Genomic DNA, 20,019 nt, shown 5'->3' with positions numbered 1-20,019 from the left:
CTGTGTTTATTTCGAAGGGCGTACGGTACGCTGTTCTATACGTTTTTCCGGATTGGCATTGACGACTATGCGCTGTACGAAAATACCCGGTGTATGGACTTCATCCGGATCCAGTTCACCGATTTCGACCAGCACTTCGACCTCTGCCACAGTGATCTTGCCTGCCATCGCTACATTCGGATTGAAATTGCGCGCAGTCTTGCGATACACCAGATTACCCGCCTTGTCAGCCTTCCAGGCCTTGACCAGAGAGACATCGGATACTAGCGCACGTTCCATCACGTATTTTTGGCCATCAAATTCACGGATTTCCTTGCCATCGGCGACAATGGTGCCGACACCGGTTTTGGTGAAGAAAGCCGGGATGCCTGCACCACCGGCGCGCAGCTTTTCTGCCAGCGTGCCTTGCGGGGTAAATTCCAGTTCCAGCTCACCAGCCAGGTACTGGCGTTCAAATTCCTTGTTTTCACCCACATAGGATGAAATCATTTTCTTGATCTGGCGTGTCGTCAACAACTGCCCCAGACCAAAGCCATCCACACCGGCATTATTCGAAATGGCGGTCAGTTCCTTGACGCCAGAATCACGCAAGGCAGCGATCAGTGCCTCGGGTATGCCACACAGGCCGAAACCGCCTACGGCGATGGTCTGACCATCCTTGATCACACCTGCCAGCGCGCTGGCAGCGTCAGGATAAACTTTGTCCATAATGTCCTCTCTCCAAGTATTAAGTCAGTTTTTCTTTTACAAAATGGCTGTCCGAAAAACGCCATAAAGAGCAATACCAATCATTAGCCTTACAGGATATGATGCTGCGTTATACTGCGCAATACCGTAAAAATACGCCTTTACTACAACCCTGTCAGTGGATCGTTGAAATGAATGTCGTACAGCCCATAGATTTTGAATCCATATTTCAACATGCGCCTGTCGGTATGTGCGTATCGCAGAATCGCATCATTCAGGCCTGCAACAATGATCTGGCGAAAATGTTTGGCTATCAGAACGACGAATTGCTGGGCCAGTCTTTTCTGGTACTGTACCCCAGTCCTGACGAATTTGAGCGTACCGGTGCCCGTATTACCCCCATCATGAATGCCAGAGGCTATTACTCGGATGAACGCATCATGAAACGCGCCAATCAGGAACTGTTCTGGTGCCATGTATCAGGACGGGGATTGAATAAGGACAACCCACACGCCGCCGGCATCTGGACTTTTGAAGATCTTAGCGCCAAACGCCCGGTAACTGCCGAACTGACCCCACGTGAACGTGAAATTGCAGCATTGCTGGTAGAAGGCAAAACCAGCAAGCTGATTGCACGCCAGATCGACCTCAGCCCACGTACAGTAGAAATGCACAGGGCAAAACTGATGCGCAAGTTCAATTCAGCAACATCCAGTGAGCTGGTACACAAGCTGCTGGGCATCATGCGCTGAACCGGCACACCTGAAACAGGCTGCGCACAATAACGCTGCCCATCTCATTTTTTGCGTTTTGCCACCTTGATTTCACTCAGTTTCTGCTTGATCGATTCTGGCAGGCTGACGGACTTGCCAGTCTCTGCCGCTACCCAGACCACCTTGGCACCGCCTTCTGCATACAGAGCGTAGCCGTCACCGACCGAGCGCATTTCCTGTATGGTTTCAAAACTGCTGCGCCCTGCTGCACCGATATAGGTACAGACTTCAACCTGGTCAGGATATTTCAGCGGCTTCTTGAAAGTGCAATAGGCATTCACGATGACGGGGCCATTGCCTTCTTCATCAGGCAAACAGCCCATCATGCTCAGCCACTCAATCCGCGCCTGCTCCATGTAGCGAAAGTACACGGTATTGTTGACGTGGCCCATGGCATCCATATCTCCCCAGCGTATGGGAATGGTGACGGTATAGACCAGTTTCTTTTCCGTTACCTTGTTCTCTATCATTGCACGCTCATGCCATCATCGGCAGTAACGATGGCGCCATTCAGGAAGCGTGACTCTTCCGCCGCCAGCAAAAGCAGCAGGCCATCCAGATCCTCTGGTGTGCCTACGCGTTTTCTTGGCAGCATATCGACCAGTTTCTGGCCGGCTTCGGTCGCAAAATAGTCTGAATTGATTTCTGTAGAAATATAACCCGGACAAATCGCATTCACATTGATGCCATACTTGCCCCACTCTACTGCCATGGCCTTGGTCATGTGCACGACCGCCGCCTTGCTCATGCAGTAAATGCCTATCTGTGGCAATACCCGCAACCCGGCGACCGAGGCAATATTGATGATGCGGTGCTGTTTTTTAGGATCACCCTTGTGACGGGCGATCATGCGCTTGGCGGCTTCCTGTGCCACGAAAAAGGCACCACGCTGATTGGTGTCCATGACATAGGCATAGTCATCCGGCGTTACATCGACCAGACGTTGCGTAGTCGACACACCCGAATTATTGATCAGGATATCAATCGGACCGGCCTCTGTCTCGGCATGGGCAATCGCTGATTTGATACTGCCATAGTCGGTCACATCCAGTGCCACCACATGGGCGGCACCGCCTTCGGATTCGATTTCTGCACGCAATTCTTTCAGCCTGTCTATACGGCGCGATGCCAGCACGACCTGCGCACCAGCCTGTGCCAGAATTTTGGCAAACCGTGCACCAAGACCACTGGAAGCGCCTGTCACCAACGCAATTTTGCCTTCGAAATTGACTTCTATGCCCATCTGATTCTCCACTAATAATTGGAATAAGCTTACTAGAACTCATTTCATAAATAGGGGTGAGATGCGTTTGCCTCATAACGTGGGCTGGCAAGGCGGACGAGGCAATCAATAGCGGGTCTATTGACAACGAGTCCAACGCAGTCCAGCACGCGTTATGAGGCAAACCCTCCGGGAGCTGGCGATTCGGGCGCATTGCTTCGTTGCGCCGCTTGCCAAGGCACCAGCCTTGGCTACGCGACGCGCCTTGCACTGCATCCCGAATCGCCTTGCTCGCACTCATCCCTATTTATGAAATGAGTTCTACTCTATCTAGCCGCTATGATGACATAGAGATTATGCTTGTGTTGTATGGATTTGAATTAGTTGAAGATTTTTACAGAAATTTTCCTGCCATTTCACATGATCTTGATGCATCCCAAAGTTGGCTCTGCGATAATCCGGTGTAACTTGTGCGCCAATAAGAACCTGTTTACGATCTGTAGCGAGCGAGCGTCAGCGGGGTCAGGGTAACCAAGTGCAGCGCAAAAAGCGGAATGTACTCCAGTACATGAGCATTTTGAGCAGCACATGAGCCCCGCGCAGACTCCGATTGCGCTCGCGCAGTAAGATCGCAAACAGGTTCTAAGAGCAATTTTTGGAGTACACCCTCGCTTGCGCAATACATCTACAGCAGATAACATGCTGAAAACAAATAAGCACGCTCGTTCTAAAATATTCAGAAAGTGAAAATAGCCATGACACAAAGCATACTTGAACAGTACGGCCCTCGCGACGCAATGGAATATGATGTCGTCGTCGTCGGTGGTGGACCGGCTGGTTTGTCAGCGGCCATCAAGCTGAAGCAACTGGCTGCAGAAAAAGGGACAGAAGTGTCAGTCTGCGTGCTGGAAAAAGGCGGAGAACCCGGTGCACACATCCTGTCCGGTGCCGTCATGGATCCCAAGGCGCTGACCGAACTCTTTCCCAACTGGAAGGAAATGGGTGCCCCTTTGAATACAGCAGTCACCGAAGACCGCGTCCTGGTCCTGACTGAGACCAAAGCCTACCGCACCCCTAACTGGATGCTGCCAGCCTGTTTCGAAAATCATGGCAACTACATCGTTTCGCTGGCCAATGTGACCCGCTGGCTGGGTCAGCAGGCCGAGGCACTGGGTGTGGAAGTCTTCCCTGGTTTTGCTGCCGCAGAAGTCCTGTATAACGACGACGGCTCAGTCAAAGGTGTTGCCACCGGCAATATGGGGGTAGACCGCCACGGTCAGCCAACATCCTCTTTCCAGCTCGGCATGGAATTACACGCGAAATACACTCTGTTTGCGGAAGGTGCACGTGGTCACCTGGGCAAACAGGTCATCGCAAAATATGACTTGAGCAAGGGCAAAGACCCGCAATCCTATGGCATAGGCATCAAGGAGTTGTGGGAAATCGATCCCAAGCAACATCAACCGGGCCTGGTCGTACATACAACAGGCTGGCCTTTGATGGATCAGTACAGCGGTTCTTTCCTGTATCACCTGGAAGACAATCTGGTGGCAGTCGGTTATGTCGTCGGCCTGGCATACGAAAACCCTTACCTCTCCCCTTACGAAGAATTCCAGCGCTTCAAAACCCATCCAGCGATCCGCACTTTCTTTGAAGGTGGAAAACGGGTTTCTTATGGTGCACGGGCAATTACTGCCGGTGGCTTGCAATCCCTGCCTAAACTGGTGTTCCCGGGTGGTGCATTGATAGGCTGCGATGCCGGCTTCCTGAACATGAGTCGTATCAAGGGTAGTCATGCTGCAATCAAAACCGGCATGCTGGCTGCAACAGCGGCCTTTGAAGCGGTATCTGCCAACCGTCAGCATGATGAACTGAGCAGCTATTCAACTGCATTTGAACAATCCTGGCTGCATGAAGAGTTGTACACTGCCCGTAATGTCAAACCATTGCTCAAGCGCGGTACGTATGGCTCGCCTCTGGTGTGGCTGGATCAGGTGGTATTGCGCGGCAAGGCACCCTGGACCCTGCATCACAGCAAGGCCGATCATGAATGCCTGCGCCCGGCATCGGAATGCAAGCCTATCACCTATCCCAAACCGGATGGCAAACTGACATTTGACCGGCTGTCATCGGTATTTATTTCGAATACCAACCATGCCGAAGACCAGCCCATCCATCTGACATTGAAAAATGCCGATGTGCCGGTATCCATCAACCTGGCGAAATTCGCTGGCCCGGAAGCACGCTATTGCCCGGCTGGTGTGTATGAATTCGTCAAAACCGAAGCAGGTGCAGACCGCCTGCAAATCAATGCGCAAAACTGCGTACATTGCAAGACCTGCGACATCAAGGACCCGACACAGAATATCGTCTGGGTGACGCCTGAAGGTGGGGGTGGACCGAATTATCCAAACATGTAACATGAGGTGCTGATTAAGCTACTGCGCGACCTTACTTTTAGCCTGCGATGCTCATCGTACTAAAGTACGATTGCGCTTCTTAACTAAAATTAAGGCCGCTCGCTACGCTTACTCAGCACCTCCTGTCGTAATGTGAATTGAAACTTCACCTTCTCCATAACGAAGAAAGCCGCTGGTCAGCGGCTTTTTTGTTTTCAATATTTTTGTGACTCTGATCTGCAATCACCATTTACCGGCCAGGATTTTTTCCAGCCAGAATGTACCTATGATGGTTTTTACGTCGGTGATATGACCGGATTTGATCCAGTCCAGCATCTCTGGCAAGGTGGCGGTGAAGACTTCCAGGAATTCTTCTTCATCCAGTGCTGCCTTGCCTGCCGTCAGACCTTTGGCCAGGTAGATGTCCAGGTGCTCGTCAGAATACGCGATGGCATTGTGTATGGTGCAGACGAAGGACCAGTCTGTCGCGGTATAGCCGGTCTCTTCACGCAGCTCGCGCTGGGCACAGATCAGCGGGTCTTCACCTGGATCAATCTTACCGGCGGGGAACTCGATGAAAATACGATCCAGCGGATAGCGGAACTGCTTTTCCAGCAAGATACGGCCATCATCAAACAAGGGAATAATAACTACTGCACCCGGATGGCGTATGTATTCTCTGGTCGCAGTCTGGCCATCAGGCAGGGATACCACATCTTTGTCGACCTTGAGAAAACTGCCCGCATATGCCAGCTCAGTGCTGAGCCGGGTTTCTTGCAGATTCAGTTTACTGGTGACTTTTTCAGTCATGTTTGCGCTTCAGGTAACGATAGACAAAACCAGGGAAAGCCAGCACCAGAAACAGACAGCCGTTAATAGCATAGAATTCCCAGCCCTGAGGGAAAGGATTACCAGCACCGGACTCCAGCGCATGCGCAATAAAGCCGAGACAAAAATACAGGACAATCAATTCCAGCAGACGTGCCCATAAAGGCTTGGCAACAGCAAACCATTTAAGGCTGATCACTGCAAAACAGCGTTCATTCACAAATGGCGTATTGGCAGCCAGAACTGCCAATACGATCACCAGCCAGACTGATGCAGAATTACCCACTGTTAATACTTAAGCGTATTCGAAATGGCGTTTGCACACGCCAGCATCAGGGAGCCAGGCAACAGGCCCATGACCAATACAGCCAGGCCATTGATGCTCAGTATGATGCGCATGTCAGTGCTGACAACGATAGGACTGTTATCCAGCGGATCATCAAAGTACATGAGTTTGACGACGCGCAGGTAGTAGAACGTACCGATTAGCGAGAACAGTACGGCAACCAGTGCCAGCCATAACTGACCTGTAGACAATACTGCCTGCAACACGGACAGCTTGGCATAGAAACCCATCATAGGTGGAATACCCGCCAGCGAGAACATCAGCAACAGCATGACCAGCGCAAACCACGGGTTACGCTTGTTCAGGCCTTTCAGATCTTCCAGATTTTCTGCTTCAAAACCGGTACGTGCCAGCAGCATGATGACGCCGAAGGTACCCAGTGTCGTCAGCACATAGGTAATGCTGTAGAACATGGATGCACTGTAGGCATCAACCGCCAGATCAGCATTGCCATTGGCAACACCAGACAACAGGCCCAGCAGCATGAAGCCCATTTGTGAAATGGTAGAGTATGCAAGCATACGTTTCAGATTGGTCTGTGCGATCGCAGTCAGGTTACCTACGGCCATCGATAACACCGCCAGTACCACCAGCATCTGCTGCCAGTCTACCGCCAGCGGGAACAAGCCTTCTACCAGCAACCGGAAGGTAATCGCAAACGCCGCCAGTTTAGGCGCACCACCCAGCAACAGGGTGACAGCTGTCGGCGAGCCCTGATACACGTCAGGTACCCACATATGGAAAGGAACCACACCGAGTTTGAACGCCAGACCAGCGACCAGGAACACGATACCAAACACCAGGATTGTCTTATTGGCCGTTGCCGTCGCCGCTACCTTGACCACTTCGCTCAATTGCAAAGAACCGGTCGCACCGTACAGCATGGAAATACCATACAGCATGAAACCGGATGCCAGCGCGCCCAGGATGAAATACTTCATCGCCGCTTCAGTCGATACCGTGTGGTCACGACGCAAGGCAACCAGCGCATACAACGACAGGGACATCAACTCCAGACCCAGGTAAATAACGAGGAAGTTGTTACCGGAAATCATCACCATCTGACCCAGCAGGGCAAACAGTGCCAATACATAATACTCACCACCCAGATGGGTATTGGTCATGCCACGGTCACTCACGTACTGACGTGAATAAATCAGGGTGACGCCCACTGCCAGGTAAGAGAACAGTTTCAGCAAATTGGACATGGGGTCAGAAACAAACATGTTGTTGCTGACGTACACCGACATCACCGTATCAGAATTGGCCGCAGTCAAGGCGCCACAGATGGCCAGACTCAGCAGGCTCAGCACATAAGTGACGTTGCGCTTGTTATCTGCCAGAAACATATCTATCAGCAATATGACGCAAATCGCCAATAGCAAAAAGATTTCAGGATAAAGTGGTATCAGGTTCATATTATTCATTTTTACAAGCATTGATCTGCCGCCACGTGAGAGCTGCTCTCAGTACGTGGCTCGCGCATCCATATCCTCTATCAAGGCATCACTTTTGACACTGCCACATGTTTCAACAGATCAGTTACCGAGACCTGCATTGCATCTGTAAATGGCGCCGGGTACAGGCCCATTACCAGCACTGCAATGGCCAGCACACCCAGCATGAAAAATTCACGCTTGTTGATATCGGTCAGGTGTGCCACATGTTCATTCGTGATATTGCCGAAAATTACACGTTTTACCATCCACAGCGAATAGGCTGCGCCAAAAATAAGTGCCGTTGCTGCCAGCATGCCTATCCAGAAATTGAACTGGACTGCACCCAGAATTACCATGAATTCGCCAACGAAACCGGATGTTGCCGGCAAGCCGCAGTTAGCCATGGAAAACAATACGAACAAGGCAGCAAACTTGGGCATTTTGTTGACGACGCCACCGTAGTCGGCGATTTCGCGGGAATGTACGCGGTCATACAGTACGCCGATACACAGGAACATCGCGCCGGAGATAAAGCCGTGGGAAATCATCTGTACGATAGCGCCCTGCACCGACATGTCATTGAACATGAAGAACCCGAGCGTCACAAAGCCCATGTGTGCAATCGAAGAATACGCCACCAGCTTTTTCATATCCTTTTGCACCAAAGCCACCAGACCGATATAAATAACGGCGATCAGCGACAGGGTAATCATGAAACCGGCCATGTAATGACTGGCATCCGGCGCGATAGGCAAAGAAAAACGCAGGAAACCGTAAGCACCCAGTTTCAACATGATCGCTGCCAGTACCACGGAACCACCGGTAGGTGCTTCGACGTGGGCATCTGGCAACCACGTATGCACTGGCCACATTGGCACCTTGACAGCAAATGCCATCAGGAAGGCGCAGAAAATCATGATCTGTGTCGTCAAAGGCAACGGCAGTTTATGCCATACCAGGATGTCGAAAGAATGACCGGCTTTCAGGTACAGGTAAATAATGGCAACCAGGGTCAGCAAGGAACCCAGCAAGGTGTATAGGAAGAACTTGAAGGCGGCATACACGCGATTCGGGCCACCCCAGACACCGACGATAATGTACATCGGGATCAGCGTCGCTTCGAAGAACACATAGAACAGCATGCCATCGGTCGCGCAGAACACACCTATCATCAAACCGGACAATATCAGGAAAGCGCCCATGTATTGGGCGACCTGCTTCTCAACCACTTCCCATGCAGCGATGACCACGATGACAGTGATAAATGCCGTCAAAGGTATGAGCCACAAAGAAATACCATCTATACCCAGAGAGTAAAAAATGTTGAAGCGTTCTATCCATGAAAACTTTTCGACAAACTGCATGCCGTGAGCAGCATTGTCAAAATTCTTGATCAGTGGAATCGTGACCAGAAAACTGACCAGGGAACCGATCAGGGAAACACCGCGCACCAGGCCTGGATTATTGTCGCGACCAAATGCGAGGACGAAAATGCCGAACGCAATCGGACACCAGATCGCGAGGCTGAGTAGAGTAGAAGTTGACTGCATCATGATTATATTTTTATAGCCGTGGTCACTTATTTAGCGAAGGGGAACAGCACTGTGTAAGCCAGGAATGCCATTACGCCGAGTATCATTACAAACGCGTAGTGATAGATATAACCACTTTGCAACTGGCGTATCACTTTGGAGAACCAGCCAACCAGTTTCGCGCTGCCGTTCACCACCAGGCCATCAATCAGGCCCTTGTCACCGATATTCCACAAACCGCCACCCAGCAAGCGTGCGCCGCCAGCAAATACGATCTCGTTGAAACGATCCATGTAGTACTTGTTGTCCAACAGCGTATAAATGGCACTTGCCTTTTCCTTGATTGCAGCAGGAATCGCAGGCTTGACCATGTAAAACACATAGGAAGTCACGACACCAGCCAGTGCCAGCCAGAACGGTGGCGTCATCAAGGCATGCAGGGCCATGGCGAATGGAGAATGGAACTCATGCCTGAGTTCTTCCATCGCATGGTGGGCTTCATTGACGAAAATAACATTGTCAAAGAATTTGCCAAACAACATGGGCTCGATAGAGAAGAAGCCAATGATCACCGAAGGTATTGCCAGCAAAACCAGCGGCAACCACACTACCAGTGGTGATTCATGCGGTTTTTGTCCTGGTGCCAGTCCATGGTGATGCGCATCGTGGTCATCATGTGCATCATCTGCGTGTGCATCATGGCCATGAGCATCCTTCGCATGTGCATCTTTTGCATGTGCGTCGTGAGCATGATGATCATCATGGGCATGGCCAAAGTTTTCCTTGCCGTGAAAGACCAGGAAATACATACGGAAAGAATAGAAGGCAGTGACAAACACACCTGCCAGCACGGCAAACTGGGCAAAGCCTGCGCCTGGCAAATGACTCGCCTGCACGGCTTCAATAATGCTGTCTTTGGAATAAAAGCCGGAGAAGAACGGCGTACCAATCAATGCCAGCGAACCCAGCAAGGAAGTAATCCAGGTAATTGGCATGTATTTACGCAGACCACCCATATTGCGGATGTCCTGGTCATGATGCATACCGATAATCACGGAACCTGCCGCCAGGAACAGCAATGCTTTAAAGAAGGCGTGCGTCATCAAATGGAATACCGCTACTGAATACGCAGATGCACCCAGCGCTACGGTCATGTAACCGAGCTGCGACAGCGTTGAATACGCCACCACGCGCTTGATGTCGTTCTGGATAATCCCCAGGAAACCCATGAACAAGGCCGTAATCGAGCCAATCACCATGATGAACGACAAGGCGGTATCAGACAGTTCGAACAGCGGTGACATGCGCGACACCATGAAGATACCGGCCGTCACCATGGTTGCCGCATGGATCAGTGCAGAAATCGGTGTAGGACCTTCCATCGAATCAGGCAGCCACACATGCAGCGGGAATTGTGCAGATTTACCCATGGCACCGATAAACAGGCAGATACAGGCAACAGTGATCAACATCCAATCGGTATGTGGCAGCAGCATGGCAGCCAGTTGTTCTTTTTTGGCGAACACTTCCACGTAGTTCATGGAACCGGCATTTGCCACCAGCAAACCGATACCGAGGATGAAACCAAAGTCACCCACGCGGTTAACCAGGAAGGCTTTCATGTTGGCATAAATCGCGGTTGGCTTGGTGTACCAGAAACCGATCAGCAGATAAGACACCAGACCCACAGCTTCCCAGCCAAAGAACAATTGCAGGAAGTTGTTGCTCATGACCAGCATCAACATCGAAAACGTGAACAGCGAGATGTATGAGAAGAAACGGTTGTAACCTTCGTCTTCAGCCATATAACCGATGGTATAGATATGCACCATCAGCGACACAAAGGTCACGACGCACATCATCATGGCCGTCAGGCTGTCAACCATAAAGCCGACTTCCAGCTTCAGGCCACCAACATTCATCCATTGATACAGGGTGGCGTTATAGGTAGCGCCATCCATCACGGCAGACAAAGTCATGCAAGAAATGACGAAGGCAATCAGCACGCCCAGTATGGTCGCGGTATGCGACACTTTTCGTCCGACCACATTGCCAAAAAACTTCGTTCCTAGCAAACCTGCGATAGCAGACCCTGCCAGAGGCGCCAGAGGTACTGCCAATAATAATTGTGGGTTAAGTTGCCCCGCCATGATGACCCTTTGTTAGCTTATTACTTTTCTTAAATCGCCAGCGTATGCCGGACTGTCGCTATGCAACAGCCCGCAGCATTATCCTTGTTAACCTTTTAATGCATCCAGGTCTTCGACATTGATCGTGTCCAGATTACGGAACAACACAACCAGTATTGCCAGACCAATCGCAGATTCAGCGGCGGCCACGGTCAATATGAAGAAGACGAATACCTGACCAGCGGCATCACCCAAATAATGAGAAAAAGCGATGAAATTAATATTCACTGCCAACAACATCAACTCGATCGCCATCAATAACACAATGATGTTTTTACGATTGAGGAAAATACCGACGATGGAAATCGCAAACAGGATTGCGCCCAATATCAGGTAATGCGTCAAACTCAAAGTCAAAGCCATTTAAACCTCCTGCTTTACGGTCGCTGCCGCAGCGGCTGCGTTGCTGTCTGCACGATCCGATTCGGCCTTCATGCTGACGATACGGATACGGTCCTTGGCCTTCACTTTTACCGCAGCTGCCGGATCAAAGTATTTGCTGTCTTTGCGGCGACGCAAAGTCAGGGCAACAGCTGCCACAATAGCCAGCAACAAGATCGCTGCCGCTACTTCAAAGGCAAACTGGTAATGCGTGAAGATTTCTATACCCAGGTATTTGGTATTGCCGATTTTGTCGGACACTGCCGGTACATGATTGTCCGGACGCAAAAAACCGCGCCACAAAACGGCAGCCATTTCCAGCACGATGATGCCGCCAACAGCGGCTGCCAGCGGAAAGTGACTCCAGAACCCTTCCCTGAGCTTGTCCAGATTGATGTCGAGCATCATCACGACAAACAGGAACAGCACCATGACCGCACCGACATACACCAGCACCAGTACAATCGCCAGGAACTCGGCCTTCAACAACATCCAGATACCAGCTGCATTGAAGAAGGTCAGAACCAGAAACAAGGCAGCATGCACAGGATTGCGCGCAGAAATGACCTGAATCGCAGCGATTATCATGATCGCTGAGAAAACATAAAATAAAACGGTAGTAAATTCCATATCGAACCAGGTCCAGTTAGCGGTATGCGGCATCAGCGCTACGCGCTGCTGCAATTTGTGTCTCGTAACGATCACCTACGGCCAGCAGCATCTCTTTGGTGAAATACAGATCGCCGCGTTTTTCGCCGTGGTATTCCAGTACATGGGTTTCCACAATCGAATCGACCGGACAGGATTCTTCGCAAAAACCGCAGAAGATACACTTGGTCAGATCGATGTCATAACGGGTAGTACGACGCGTACCGTCAGCACGTTGATCAGATTCGATCGTGATCGCCATGGCCGGGCACACTGCTTCACACAATTTACAGGCGATGCAGCGCTCTTCCCCATTCGGGTAACGGCGCAAGGCATGCAGACCACGGAAACGTGGAGACTGCGGTGTCTTTTCTTCCGGAAATTGCACCGTGATCTTGCGGGCAAACATATAGCGGCCGGTCAGGGCCAGGCCCTTGATCAGCTCGCGCAGCATCAGGCTGCCAAAAAAATCCTTGATTGCTTCCATTTTTTTAGCCTCTTACTTCCAAATATTCCATGGAGTTTGTATCCATGCTGCGACGATCACCAGATACACCAGGGTCAACGGGATAAATACTTTCCAGCCCAGACGCATGATCTGGTCATAGCGATAACGCGGGAAAGAAGCACGTGCCCAGATGAACAGCGAAACCACAAAGAATGTCTTGATGCCGAGCCAGATCCAGCCCGGGATGAAATCCAGGAAACTGAATGGTGCAGACCAACCGCCGAGGAACATCAGGGATGCCATCGCAGAAATCAAAATCATGTTGGCGTATTCAGCCAGGAAGAACATCGCGAACGACATGCCCGAATATTCAACCATGTGGCCGGCAACGATCTCGGATTCGCCTTCGACCACGTCAAACGGATGACGGTTGGTTTCAGCAATACCGGAAATCACATACACCACAAACATGGGCAGCAGTGGCAGCCAGTTCCAGGAGAACAGGTTGAAACCGTGGCTGGCTGCAAAACCCTTGGTCTGGGCATTGACAATATCAGTCATATTCAAACTGCCAGACACCATCAGTACGATAACCAGTACAAAGCCCATGGCGATTTCATACGACACCATCTGTGCCGATGCACGCATGGCACCCAGGAAAGCATACTTGGAGTTGGATGCCCAACCGGCGATGATGATGCCGTAGACTTCCATCGAGGTGATAGCCATGATCAGCAACAGACCGGCATTCACATTCGCCAATACTGTTTCTGGGCCGAAAGGAATCACCGACCAGGCTGCCAGCGCTGGCATGATGGTCATGATAGGTGCCAGTACGAACAAGACTTTATTCGCCTTGGCCGGGATGACGATTTCTTTCAGCAGCAGTTTCAGCGCATCAGCAATAGGCTGCAGCAAACCTGCCGGGCCAACGCGATTCGGGCCAAGACGAATATGCATCCAACCTATCATCTTGCGTTCCCACAAGGTCAGGTAAGCTACGCAACCCATCACCGGCAAGGTGATACAGACGATCTTGACCAGTGTCCACAAGGGCATCCACAATGCGCCAAGATAGTGCTGACCCAGTTCATGGATAGAGAGCAGCAAATTCATTATGCACGCTCCAGTTTGATAGCACCGAACATGCCGTCCAGATTGCTTGTCAGGGTATGACCAGCAGCAATCCTGACTACATTATCAGGCAGGGATTTATCTATTCCAACAGGGATCAGGGTAGAACCCGTTTTGCTCAGTCTGACCATATCGCCTTCGGCAATACCCTGTTTGCCAGCTTCGGCCTGACTGATCCAGGCTTGCGGCGCACGCGCATCGGCAGTCAGTTGCAGGGATTCTGCACGACGCACGATGGCATCAGTACTATAGATACCAACATCAGCAATCCGTTCCAGACCAACACTGGTGCTGGAAGAAACTGCAGGGGCGATTTTGGCCAGATTATTCAGTTGCAAGCTCAGGTCTGTTTCTGTGAACACTGTCGCACGCACTGCTTCTGCAGTTTCAAAATCAAAGTTTTCCAGACCCAGCAAATTGCCCAGCACACGCAAGACTTTCCATGCCGGACGAGTATCGCCCAGTGGCTTGACCACACCATGGAAACTTTGTGCACGACCTTCGCAACTGACGAAGGTACCGGCAGTTTCGGTGAATGGAGAAACTGGCAGCAATACGTCTGCATATTCAGCGCCATGCATGAATGGTGACATGACGACGACCATTTCAGCCTGATCCAGCGCTACCTTGGCTTGTACCGGATGTGCACTGTCAAGCAAAGGCTCGGCATGCAATACGATGTAGGCTTTTTTAGCTTCAGTAAATACTGGCTTGGCATTGTTTGCCGGAATAGCGTTTGCCAGATAACCACCAACGGTGTTGGCTGCTTCTGTCAGGTAACCAAATTCACTGCCAGCATTTTCTGCTATCCATTGTGCCAGCGCGTGCAATTGCGACGCTTCTGGATGGTAAGACGCTGTATTACCCAGGAATACGCCTGCATTGCCTGCCATCAGACTCGCCGCAATCGCTTCTGCTTTTGCAGATGCCTGCACCGCTTCCAGACCAGCTGGTTTGGCGATTTCTTTCTTTGCTGCCACAGCTACCGCAACTTCAGCCAGGAAAGAAGTCCATTGTGAAGGTGCAACGACTGCATTGTTGGCCAGCTTGATGAGCAATTCATCATCCGTCGCATGCAGGATGCTGAGCTTGGCGCCCATTTTTACCGATTGACGCAGGCGTGCTGCCAGCAAAGGATGGTCTTTACGCAGGAAAGAACCAATCACGAATACATTTTTCAACTGTGCAAACCTGGCGATGCTGGTACCCAGCCAAGGTTTGACGGCAGAATTCAAAGTGAAGTCAGACTGACGCAGACGGAAATCAATATTGTCAGAACCCAGGCCACGGATAACGCGTTGCAACAGGGTCAGTTCTTCCAGTGTGGCACTTGGTGCAGCAACACCGGCGATGGCGTCAGCACCATGTTCATGCTTGACGTTACGCAAGCCGTGCGCAACATATTCCAGTGCTGTCTGCCAGTCAGTTTCTTGCCATAGCCCACCCTGCTTGATCATCGGCTTGGTCAGGCGTTCTGTGCTGTTCAGTGCTTCGTAAGAGAAACGGTCCTTGTCAGAAATCCAGCATTCATTGATTTCTTCGTTTTCCAGCGGTACTACGCGCATGACCTTGTTGTTCTTGACCTGAACAATCAGGTTGGAACCCAGGCCATCGTGGGCGCTCACCGATTTACGGCGAGACAATTCCCAGGTACGGGCAGAATAACGGAAAGGTTTGGATGTCAATGCGCCAACCGGACACAGGTCAATCATATTGCCAGACAATTCGGAATCTACCGTTTTACCGACGAAGGACGTGATTTCGGAATGTTCGCCACGATTGAGCATGCCCAGTTCCATGACGCCAGCGATTTCCTGGCCGAAACGTACGCAGCGTGTGCAGTGTATGCAACGGCTCATTTCTTCCATGGATACCAGTGGACCGACATCCTTGTGGAACACCACGCGTTTTTCTTCTTCGTAACGGGATGCCGTGCCGCCGTAACCGACAGCCAAATCCTGCAACTGGCATTCACCACCCTGATCACAGATAGGGCAATCCAGCGGGTGATTGATGAGCAAAAATTCCATCACCGCTTTTTGTGCTTTTACTGCCTTGTCGCTGGAAGAACGCACGATCATGCCGGCGGTCACTGGTGTGGCGCAGGCAGGCAAAGGCTTCGGTGCTTTTTCAACCTCGACCAGACACATGCGGCAGTTGGCCGCAATAGATAATTTTTTGTGATAGCAAAAGTGCGGGATGTAGGTGCCAAGCTTATTGGCAGCGTCCATCACCATACTGCCCTCTTGGACTTCGACTTTTTTGCCGTCTATTTCGATTTCAACCATGGTCTACTCTAAGTGTGCTAACCGAAGCTGGCTTACATGTAAGTGGGCACCAAGCAATGCTTATGCTCGATGTGATATTCAAATTCTTCGCGGAAATTCTTGATCATGGCGCGTACCGGCATCGCCGCTGCATCACCGAGGGCGCAAATTGTCTTGCCCTGAATATTGTCAGCGATGGAGTTCAGCATATCCAGATCGTCTGCACGACCGTGACCATGCTCAATACGATGCACCATGCGATACAACCAGCCCGTACCTTCGCGGCAAGGTGTGCACTGACCACAGGATTCTTCAAAATAGAAGTAAGACAGACGCAACAATGATTTCACCATGCAGCGTGTTTCATCCATGACGATAACCGCACCGGAACCCAGCATGGAACCCGCCTTGGCGATGGAGTCATAATCCATGTCAGTAGCCATCATCACATCGCCAGTCAATACAGGCATGGATGAACCACCGGGGATAACCGCCTTGATCTTTTTGCCGTCACGCATGCCGCCAGCCAGTTCCAGCAGGGTTGCAAATGGCGTACCCAGCGGCACCTCATAATTGCCTGGTTTGGCTACGTCACCGGACATCGAGAAAATCTTGGTGCCGCCATTGTTTGGCTTACCCAGCGCGGCGTATTTTTCGCCGCCCATGGCAAATACAAATGGTACGGCTGCAAAAGTTTCCGTGTTATTGATCGTGGTTGGCTTGCCATACAGACCGAAGCTGGCAGGGAAAGGCGGCTTGAAGCGTGGCTGCCCTTTCTTGCCTTCCAGCGATTCCAGCAAGGCTGTTTCTTCGCCGCAGATATACGCGCCATAGCCGTGGAAAGCATGCAACTGAAAGTTGAATTCAGAACCGGCAATCTTGTCACCCAGCATATTGGCGGCACGTGCTTCTTCCAGCGCTTCTTCAAAACGGTCGTAGTCAGCAAAAATTTCGCCGTGGATGTAGTTGTAACCTACCGTGATGCCCATGGCGTAAGCGCCTATGGCCATACCTTCGATCAGCGCATGCGGGTTATAACGAATGATGTCACGGTCCTTGAATGTACCAGGCTCGCCCTCATCTGTATTACATACCAGGTATTTTTGGCCAGGGAACTGACGCGGCATGAAGCTCCACTTCAAACCGGTAGGAAAACCCGCGCCACCACGGCCACGCAAAGAAGATGCCTTCAACTCGGCAATCACTTGCTCAGGCGGTATTTTTTCATTCAGGATACGCTTCAGAGATTCATAGCCACCACGTGCTACGTAATCTTCCAGATGCCAGTTTTTGCCATCCAGGCCAGCCAGTATCAAAGGCTTAATATGGCGATTGTGCAGACTCGTCATTATTTACCCGCCTCTTTCAGTTCATTGACCAGACCATCAATTTTTTCATTCGACATGAAACTGCACATGCGCTTGTTATTGACGATCATCACAGGTGCATCGCCACAGGCGCCCATGCATTCACCTTCAACCAGCGTGAATTGGCCGTCTGCCGTGGTTTCCTTGTAATCGATGCCGAGTCTTTGCTTCAGATGATGTGCAGCACGTTCACCACCAGACAAGGCGCAAGGCAGATTGGTGCAGACCGAAATCTTGAACTTGCCCACCGGCTTGGTGTTGTACATGTTGTAGAAAGTCGCGACTTCCTGCACGGCTACCGCCGGCATGCCGATGTAATCAGCCAGGGTCTGCATGACTTCCGGAGATACCCAGCCAGTTTCATCCTGGGCAATAGCCAATGCGGCCATCACAGCGGACTGGCGCTGGTCAGCCGGGAACTTTGCCAGTTCACGATCAATTTTTTTAAATGCCTGCTCTGATAACACCATAGCTAATGCCTCGATTCGACGCCCTCAGGGCGCCGCTTTATCTGTCAATCTCACCAAACACAATATCCTGAGTACCGATGATCGTTACCGCATCAGCAATCATGTGACCTTTTGCCATTTCATCCAAACCCTGCAAATGCGCGAAACCTGGCGCACGGATTTTCAGACGATAAGGCTTGTTAGCACCATCGGACATCAAGTAAATACCAAACTCGCCTTTTGGATGTTCAACCGCGGCATACGCTTCGCCGGCAGGAACATGGAAACCTTCGGTGAACAGTTTGAAGTGATGGATGAGTTCTTCCATATTTGACTTCATGTTCACGCGATGTGGAGGCGCTACCTTGTGGTTATCGGTAATCACCGGACCCTGGTTATTTCGCAACCATTCCACGCATTGCTTGATAATGCGGTTGGACTGGCGCATTTCTTCCACGCGGACCAGGTAACGATCATAACTGTCGCCATTCACACCAACCGGAATATCAAAGTCCAGCAAGTCATAGACTTCATACGGCTGCTTCTTGCGCAAATCCCATTCGATGCCGGAACCACGCAGCATAGGACCAGTAAAGCCCATGGCCATGGCGCGCTCAGGCGACACCACACCAATACCGACCAGACGCTGCTTCCAGATACGGTTATCCGTCAGCAGTGTTTCGTATTCGTCGACATATTTTGGGAAACGGTTGGTGAAGTCTTCAATGAAATCCAGCAGGGAACCCTGACGGTTTTCATTCAGCAACTTCATCGCTTTTTCATTCTTCAAGGCCGATACAGTGAATTGCGGCATTTGATCCGGCAAATCACGATATACACCACCCGGGCGATAGTAGGCAGCATGCAAACGCGCGCCCGAGACCGCTTCATAGCAATCCATCAGGTCTTCACGTTCACGGAATGCGTACAGGAACACGGCCATCGCACCAACGTCCAGCGCATGCGCACCTATCCACAGCAAGTGGTTCAGCAAACGCGTGATTTCATCAAACATGACGCGGATATACTGTGCGCGCAAAGGCACTTCCAGACCCAGCATCTTTTCAATCGCCATGACATACGCATGCTCATTGGCCATCATGGATACATAGTCCAGGCGATCCATGTAAGGCACGGATTGCAGGAAAGTTTTTTGCTCCGCCAGCTTTTCAGTCGCACGATGCAACAGGCCGATATGCGGATCGGCACGCTGGATAACTTCACCATCGAGTTCAAGCACCAGGCGCAAAACACCGTGCGCAGCAGGATGCTGAGGACCGAAGTTCAGTGTGTAATTCTTAATCTCAGCCATTATTTCATCCCGTAATGTTCTTCACGAATGATACGCGGCACATTTTCGCGTGGTTCTATCGTGACAGGCTGGTAAACGACGCGCTTTTGATCTGCGTCATAGCGCATTTCAACATAGCCGGAAACTGGAAAGTCTTTACGGAAAGGATGTCCGATAAAACCATAGTCAGTCAGAATGCGACGCAAGTCATTGTGACCATCAAACAAGATACCAAACAGATCGAACGCTTCACGCTCATACCAGTTGGCGGCGTTCCAGACATCAATCAGGGAAGGCACGACCGGCATTTCATCATCCGGCGCGAAGACACGCACGCGCAAACGCCAGTTGTTTTTGATGGACAGCAAATGCGAAACGGCGGCATAACGCGCACCTTCCCACACGCCATCACCATAGGCGGAATAATCGACGCCACACAGATCCAGCAATTCTTCAAAGTGGGTATCAGGATGATCGCGCAAGGCAAGCATGGCGTCCAGATACTCAGATGCAGAAACCACGATAGTGATTTCACCCAGCGCATTTTTCAATTCCAGAATGCGCTCACCCAAGACCGTTTTTACTGCCGTCTCAAGGTTTTCCAGTTTGGTAGTCATAA

General features: G+C 51.0%; 19 protein-coding genes. 2 read left to right on the top strand and 17 right to left on the bottom strand.

Translation table 11 applies throughout. From position 1 onward, the window contains the following. Nucleotides 1-6: 6 nt before the first annotated feature. Entirely contained in the window at nt 7-708 is a 702-nt protein-coding gene (locus H8L32_RS20205; RefSeq protein WP_186949055.1) for a CoA transferase subunit A, read from the bottom strand. A gap of 170 nt (nt 709-878) precedes the next feature. Between H8L32_RS20205 and H8L32_RS20200 the strand changes: the two genes are divergently transcribed. Further along, nucleotides 879-1,439 (top strand): LuxR C-terminal-related transcriptional regulator, encoded by a 561-nt coding sequence (locus H8L32_RS20200; RefSeq protein ID WP_186949106.1) that lies wholly within the window; start codon nt 879-881, stop codon nt 1,437-1,439. 44 nt (nt 1,440-1,483) lie between these two features. Here H8L32_RS20200 and H8L32_RS20195 read toward each other — a convergent pair whose 3' ends face one another. Together H8L32_RS20195 and H8L32_RS20190 are read right to left on the bottom strand one after the other, a co-directional pair. Beyond that, nucleotides 1,484-1,930, bottom strand: coding sequence for an acyl-CoA thioesterase (locus tag H8L32_RS20195; RefSeq protein ID WP_186949054.1), 447 nt, complete (start codon nt 1,928-1,930; stop codon nt 1,484-1,486). After that, nucleotides 1,927-2,703 (bottom strand): SDR family oxidoreductase, encoded by a 777-nt coding sequence (locus H8L32_RS20190; RefSeq protein WP_186949053.1) that lies wholly within the window; start codon nt 2,701-2,703, stop codon nt 1,927-1,929. Before H8L32_RS20190 ends, H8L32_RS20195 begins: the two co-directional genes overlap by 4 nt. A gap of 776 nt (nt 2,704-3,479) precedes the next feature. On the opposite strand from H8L32_RS20190, the gene H8L32_RS20185 reads away from it, so the two are divergent. Next, on the top strand, nt 3,480-5,102 hold the full coding sequence (locus tag H8L32_RS20185) for an electron transfer flavoprotein-ubiquinone oxidoreductase (RefSeq protein ID WP_186949105.1): 1,623 nt from the start codon (nt 3,480-3,482) through the stop codon (nt 5,100-5,102). 222 nt (nt 5,103-5,324) lie between these two features. On the opposite strand, the gene H8L32_RS20180 is transcribed toward H8L32_RS20185, so the two are convergent. The 14 genes from H8L32_RS20180 to H8L32_RS20115 form a co-directional block, all read right to left on the bottom strand. Further along, on the bottom strand, nt 5,325-5,891 hold the full coding sequence (locus H8L32_RS20180) for an NUDIX domain-containing protein (protein ID WP_186949052.1): 567 nt from the start codon (nt 5,889-5,891) through the stop codon (nt 5,325-5,327). Further along, a complete protein-coding gene (locus H8L32_RS20175) occupies nt 5,884-6,195 on the bottom strand; it encodes a DUF2818 family protein (RefSeq protein ID WP_186949051.1) in 312 nt (103 codons plus the stop codon). The genes H8L32_RS20180 and H8L32_RS20175 overlap by 8 nt, the downstream gene beginning before the upstream one ends. Before the next feature lie 2 nt (nt 6,196-6,197). Continuing rightward, nucleotides 6,198-7,682: an NADH-quinone oxidoreductase subunit NuoN gene (nuoN, locus tag H8L32_RS20170; protein WP_186949050.1), complete on the bottom strand. Its 1,485-nt coding sequence runs from the start codon at nt 7,680-7,682 to the stop codon at nt 6,198-6,200. Nucleotides 7,683-7,753: 71 nt separating this feature from the next. Next, a complete protein-coding gene (locus H8L32_RS20165) occupies nt 7,754-9,247 on the bottom strand; it encodes an NADH-quinone oxidoreductase subunit M (protein WP_186949049.1) in 1,494 nt (497 codons plus the stop codon). 26 nt (nt 9,248-9,273) lie between these two features. Then, on the bottom strand, nt 9,274-11,376 hold the full coding sequence (gene nuoL / locus H8L32_RS20160) for an NADH-quinone oxidoreductase subunit L (protein ID WP_186949048.1): 2,103 nt from the start codon (nt 11,374-11,376) through the stop codon (nt 9,274-9,276). An 87-nt stretch (nt 11,377-11,463) separates the two neighbouring features. Then, nucleotides 11,464-11,778: an NADH-quinone oxidoreductase subunit NuoK gene (gene nuoK, locus H8L32_RS20155; RefSeq protein ID WP_162041807.1), complete on the bottom strand. Its 315-nt coding sequence runs from the start codon at nt 11,776-11,778 to the stop codon at nt 11,464-11,466. Then, nucleotides 11,779-12,426, bottom strand: a complete 648-nt coding sequence (locus H8L32_RS20150; RefSeq protein WP_186949047.1) for an NADH-quinone oxidoreductase subunit J — start codon at nt 12,424-12,426, stop codon at nt 11,779-11,781. A 16-nt stretch (nt 12,427-12,442) separates the two neighbouring features. Then, on the bottom strand, nt 12,443-12,931 hold the full coding sequence (nuoI, locus tag H8L32_RS20145) for an NADH-quinone oxidoreductase subunit NuoI (RefSeq protein ID WP_186949046.1): 489 nt from the start codon (nt 12,929-12,931) through the stop codon (nt 12,443-12,445). A gap of 12 nt (nt 12,932-12,943) precedes the next feature. After that, nucleotides 12,944-14,008, bottom strand: a complete 1,065-nt coding sequence (gene nuoH, locus H8L32_RS20140; protein WP_222619426.1) for an NADH-quinone oxidoreductase subunit NuoH — start codon at nt 14,006-14,008, stop codon at nt 12,944-12,946. Next, nucleotides 14,008-16,314 (bottom strand): NADH-quinone oxidoreductase subunit NuoG, encoded by a 2,307-nt coding sequence (gene nuoG, locus H8L32_RS20135; protein WP_186949045.1) that lies wholly within the window; start codon nt 16,312-16,314, stop codon nt 14,008-14,010. The genes nuoH and nuoG overlap by 1 nt, the downstream gene beginning before the upstream one ends. Nucleotides 16,315-16,346: 32 nt before the next feature. After that, nucleotides 16,347-17,642: an NADH-quinone oxidoreductase subunit NuoF gene (gene nuoF, locus H8L32_RS20130; RefSeq protein ID WP_186949044.1), complete on the bottom strand. Its 1,296-nt coding sequence runs from the start codon at nt 17,640-17,642 to the stop codon at nt 16,347-16,349. After that, the gene (gene nuoE / locus H8L32_RS20125) at nt 17,642-18,130 is read right to left on the bottom strand and encodes an NADH-quinone oxidoreductase subunit NuoE (protein ID WP_186949043.1); all 489 of its coding nucleotides are present in this window, start codon (nt 18,128-18,130) and stop codon (nt 17,642-17,644) included. The genes nuoF and nuoE overlap by 1 nt, the downstream gene beginning before the upstream one ends. Nucleotides 18,131-18,167: 37 nt before the next feature. Then, complete coding sequence (locus H8L32_RS20120; RefSeq protein WP_186949042.1) at nt 18,168-19,421, bottom strand: NADH-quinone oxidoreductase subunit D; 1,254 nt, start codon at nt 19,419-19,421, stop codon at nt 18,168-18,170. Further along, nucleotides 19,421-20,017 carry an NADH-quinone oxidoreductase subunit C gene (locus H8L32_RS20115; RefSeq protein WP_186949041.1) on the bottom strand — a complete coding sequence of 199 codons (597 nt, stop codon included), beginning with the start codon at nt 20,015-20,017 and terminating at the stop codon, nt 19,421-19,423. The genes H8L32_RS20120 and H8L32_RS20115 overlap by 1 nt, the downstream gene beginning before the upstream one ends. Nucleotides 20,018-20,019: the final 2 nt, after the last annotated feature.

Source organism: Undibacterium hunanense (assembly GCF_014284335.1).
GTDB classification, from domain to species: Bacteria; Pseudomonadota; Gammaproteobacteria; order Burkholderiales; family Burkholderiaceae_D; genus Undibacterium; species Undibacterium hunanense.
Note: the sequence above shows the minus strand (reverse complement) of the source record. Positions and strands in the feature narration are given on the sequence as shown.

What these genes read in the sequence shown, in the direction of transcription:
- H8L32_RS20205 (WP_186949055.1), bottom strand. Translation starts at nt 708, where the DNA reads ATGGACAAAGTTTATCCTGACGCTGCCAGCGCGCTGGCAGGTGTGATC.
- H8L32_RS20200 (WP_186949106.1), top strand. Translation starts at nt 879, where the DNA reads ATGAATGTCGTACAGCCCATAGATTTTGAATCCATATTTCAACATGCG.
- H8L32_RS20195 (WP_186949054.1), bottom strand. Translation starts at nt 1,930, where the DNA reads ATGATAGAGAACAAGGTAACGGAAAAGAAACTGGTCTATACCGTCACC.
- H8L32_RS20190 (WP_186949053.1), bottom strand. Translation starts at nt 2,703, where the DNA reads ATGGGCATAGAAGTCAATTTCGAAGGCAAAATTGCGTTGGTGACAGGC.
- H8L32_RS20185 (WP_186949105.1), top strand. Translation starts at nt 3,480, where the DNA reads ATGGAATATGATGTCGTCGTCGTCGGTGGTGGACCGGCTGGTTTGTCA.
- H8L32_RS20180 (WP_186949052.1), bottom strand. Translation starts at nt 5,891, where the DNA reads ATGACTGAAAAAGTCACCAGTAAACTGAATCTGCAAGAAACCCGGCTC.
- nuoN (WP_186949050.1), bottom strand. Translation starts at nt 7,682, where the DNA reads ATGAATAATATGAACCTGATACCACTTTATCCTGAAATCTTTTTGCTA.
- H8L32_RS20165 (WP_186949049.1), bottom strand. Translation starts at nt 9,247, where the DNA reads ATGATGCAGTCAACTTCTACTCTACTCAGCCTCGCGATCTGGTGTCCG.
- nuoL (WP_186949048.1), bottom strand. Translation starts at nt 11,376, where the DNA reads ATGGCGGGGCAACTTAACCCACAATTATTATTGGCAGTACCTCTGGCG.
- nuoK (WP_162041807.1), bottom strand. Translation starts at nt 11,778, where the DNA reads ATGGCTTTGACTTTGAGTTTGACGCATTACCTGATATTGGGCGCAATC.
- H8L32_RS20150 (WP_186949047.1), bottom strand. Translation starts at nt 12,426, where the DNA reads ATGGAATTTACTACCGTTTTATTTTATGTTTTCTCAGCGATCATGATA.
- nuoI (WP_186949046.1), bottom strand. Translation starts at nt 12,931, where the DNA reads ATGGAAGCAATCAAGGATTTTTTTGGCAGCCTGATGCTGCGCGAGCTG.
- nuoH (WP_222619426.1), bottom strand. Translation starts at nt 14,008, where the DNA reads ATGAATTTGCTGCTCTCTATCCATGAACTGGGTCAGCACTATCTTGGC.
- nuoG (WP_186949045.1), bottom strand. Translation starts at nt 16,314, where the DNA reads ATGGTTGAAATCGAAATAGACGGCAAAAAAGTCGAAGTCCAAGAGGGC.
- nuoF (WP_186949044.1), bottom strand. Translation starts at nt 17,642, where the DNA reads ATGACGAGTCTGCACAATCGCCATATTAAGCCTTTGATACTGGCTGGC.
- nuoE (WP_186949043.1), bottom strand. Translation starts at nt 18,130, where the DNA reads ATGGTGTTATCAGAGCAGGCATTTAAAAAAATTGATCGTGAACTGGCA.
- H8L32_RS20120 (WP_186949042.1), bottom strand. Translation starts at nt 19,421, where the DNA reads ATGGCTGAGATTAAGAATTACACACTGAACTTCGGTCCTCAGCATCCT.
- H8L32_RS20115 (WP_186949041.1), bottom strand. Translation starts at nt 20,017, where the DNA reads ATGACTACCAAACTGGAAAACCTTGAGACGGCAGTAAAAACGGTCTTG.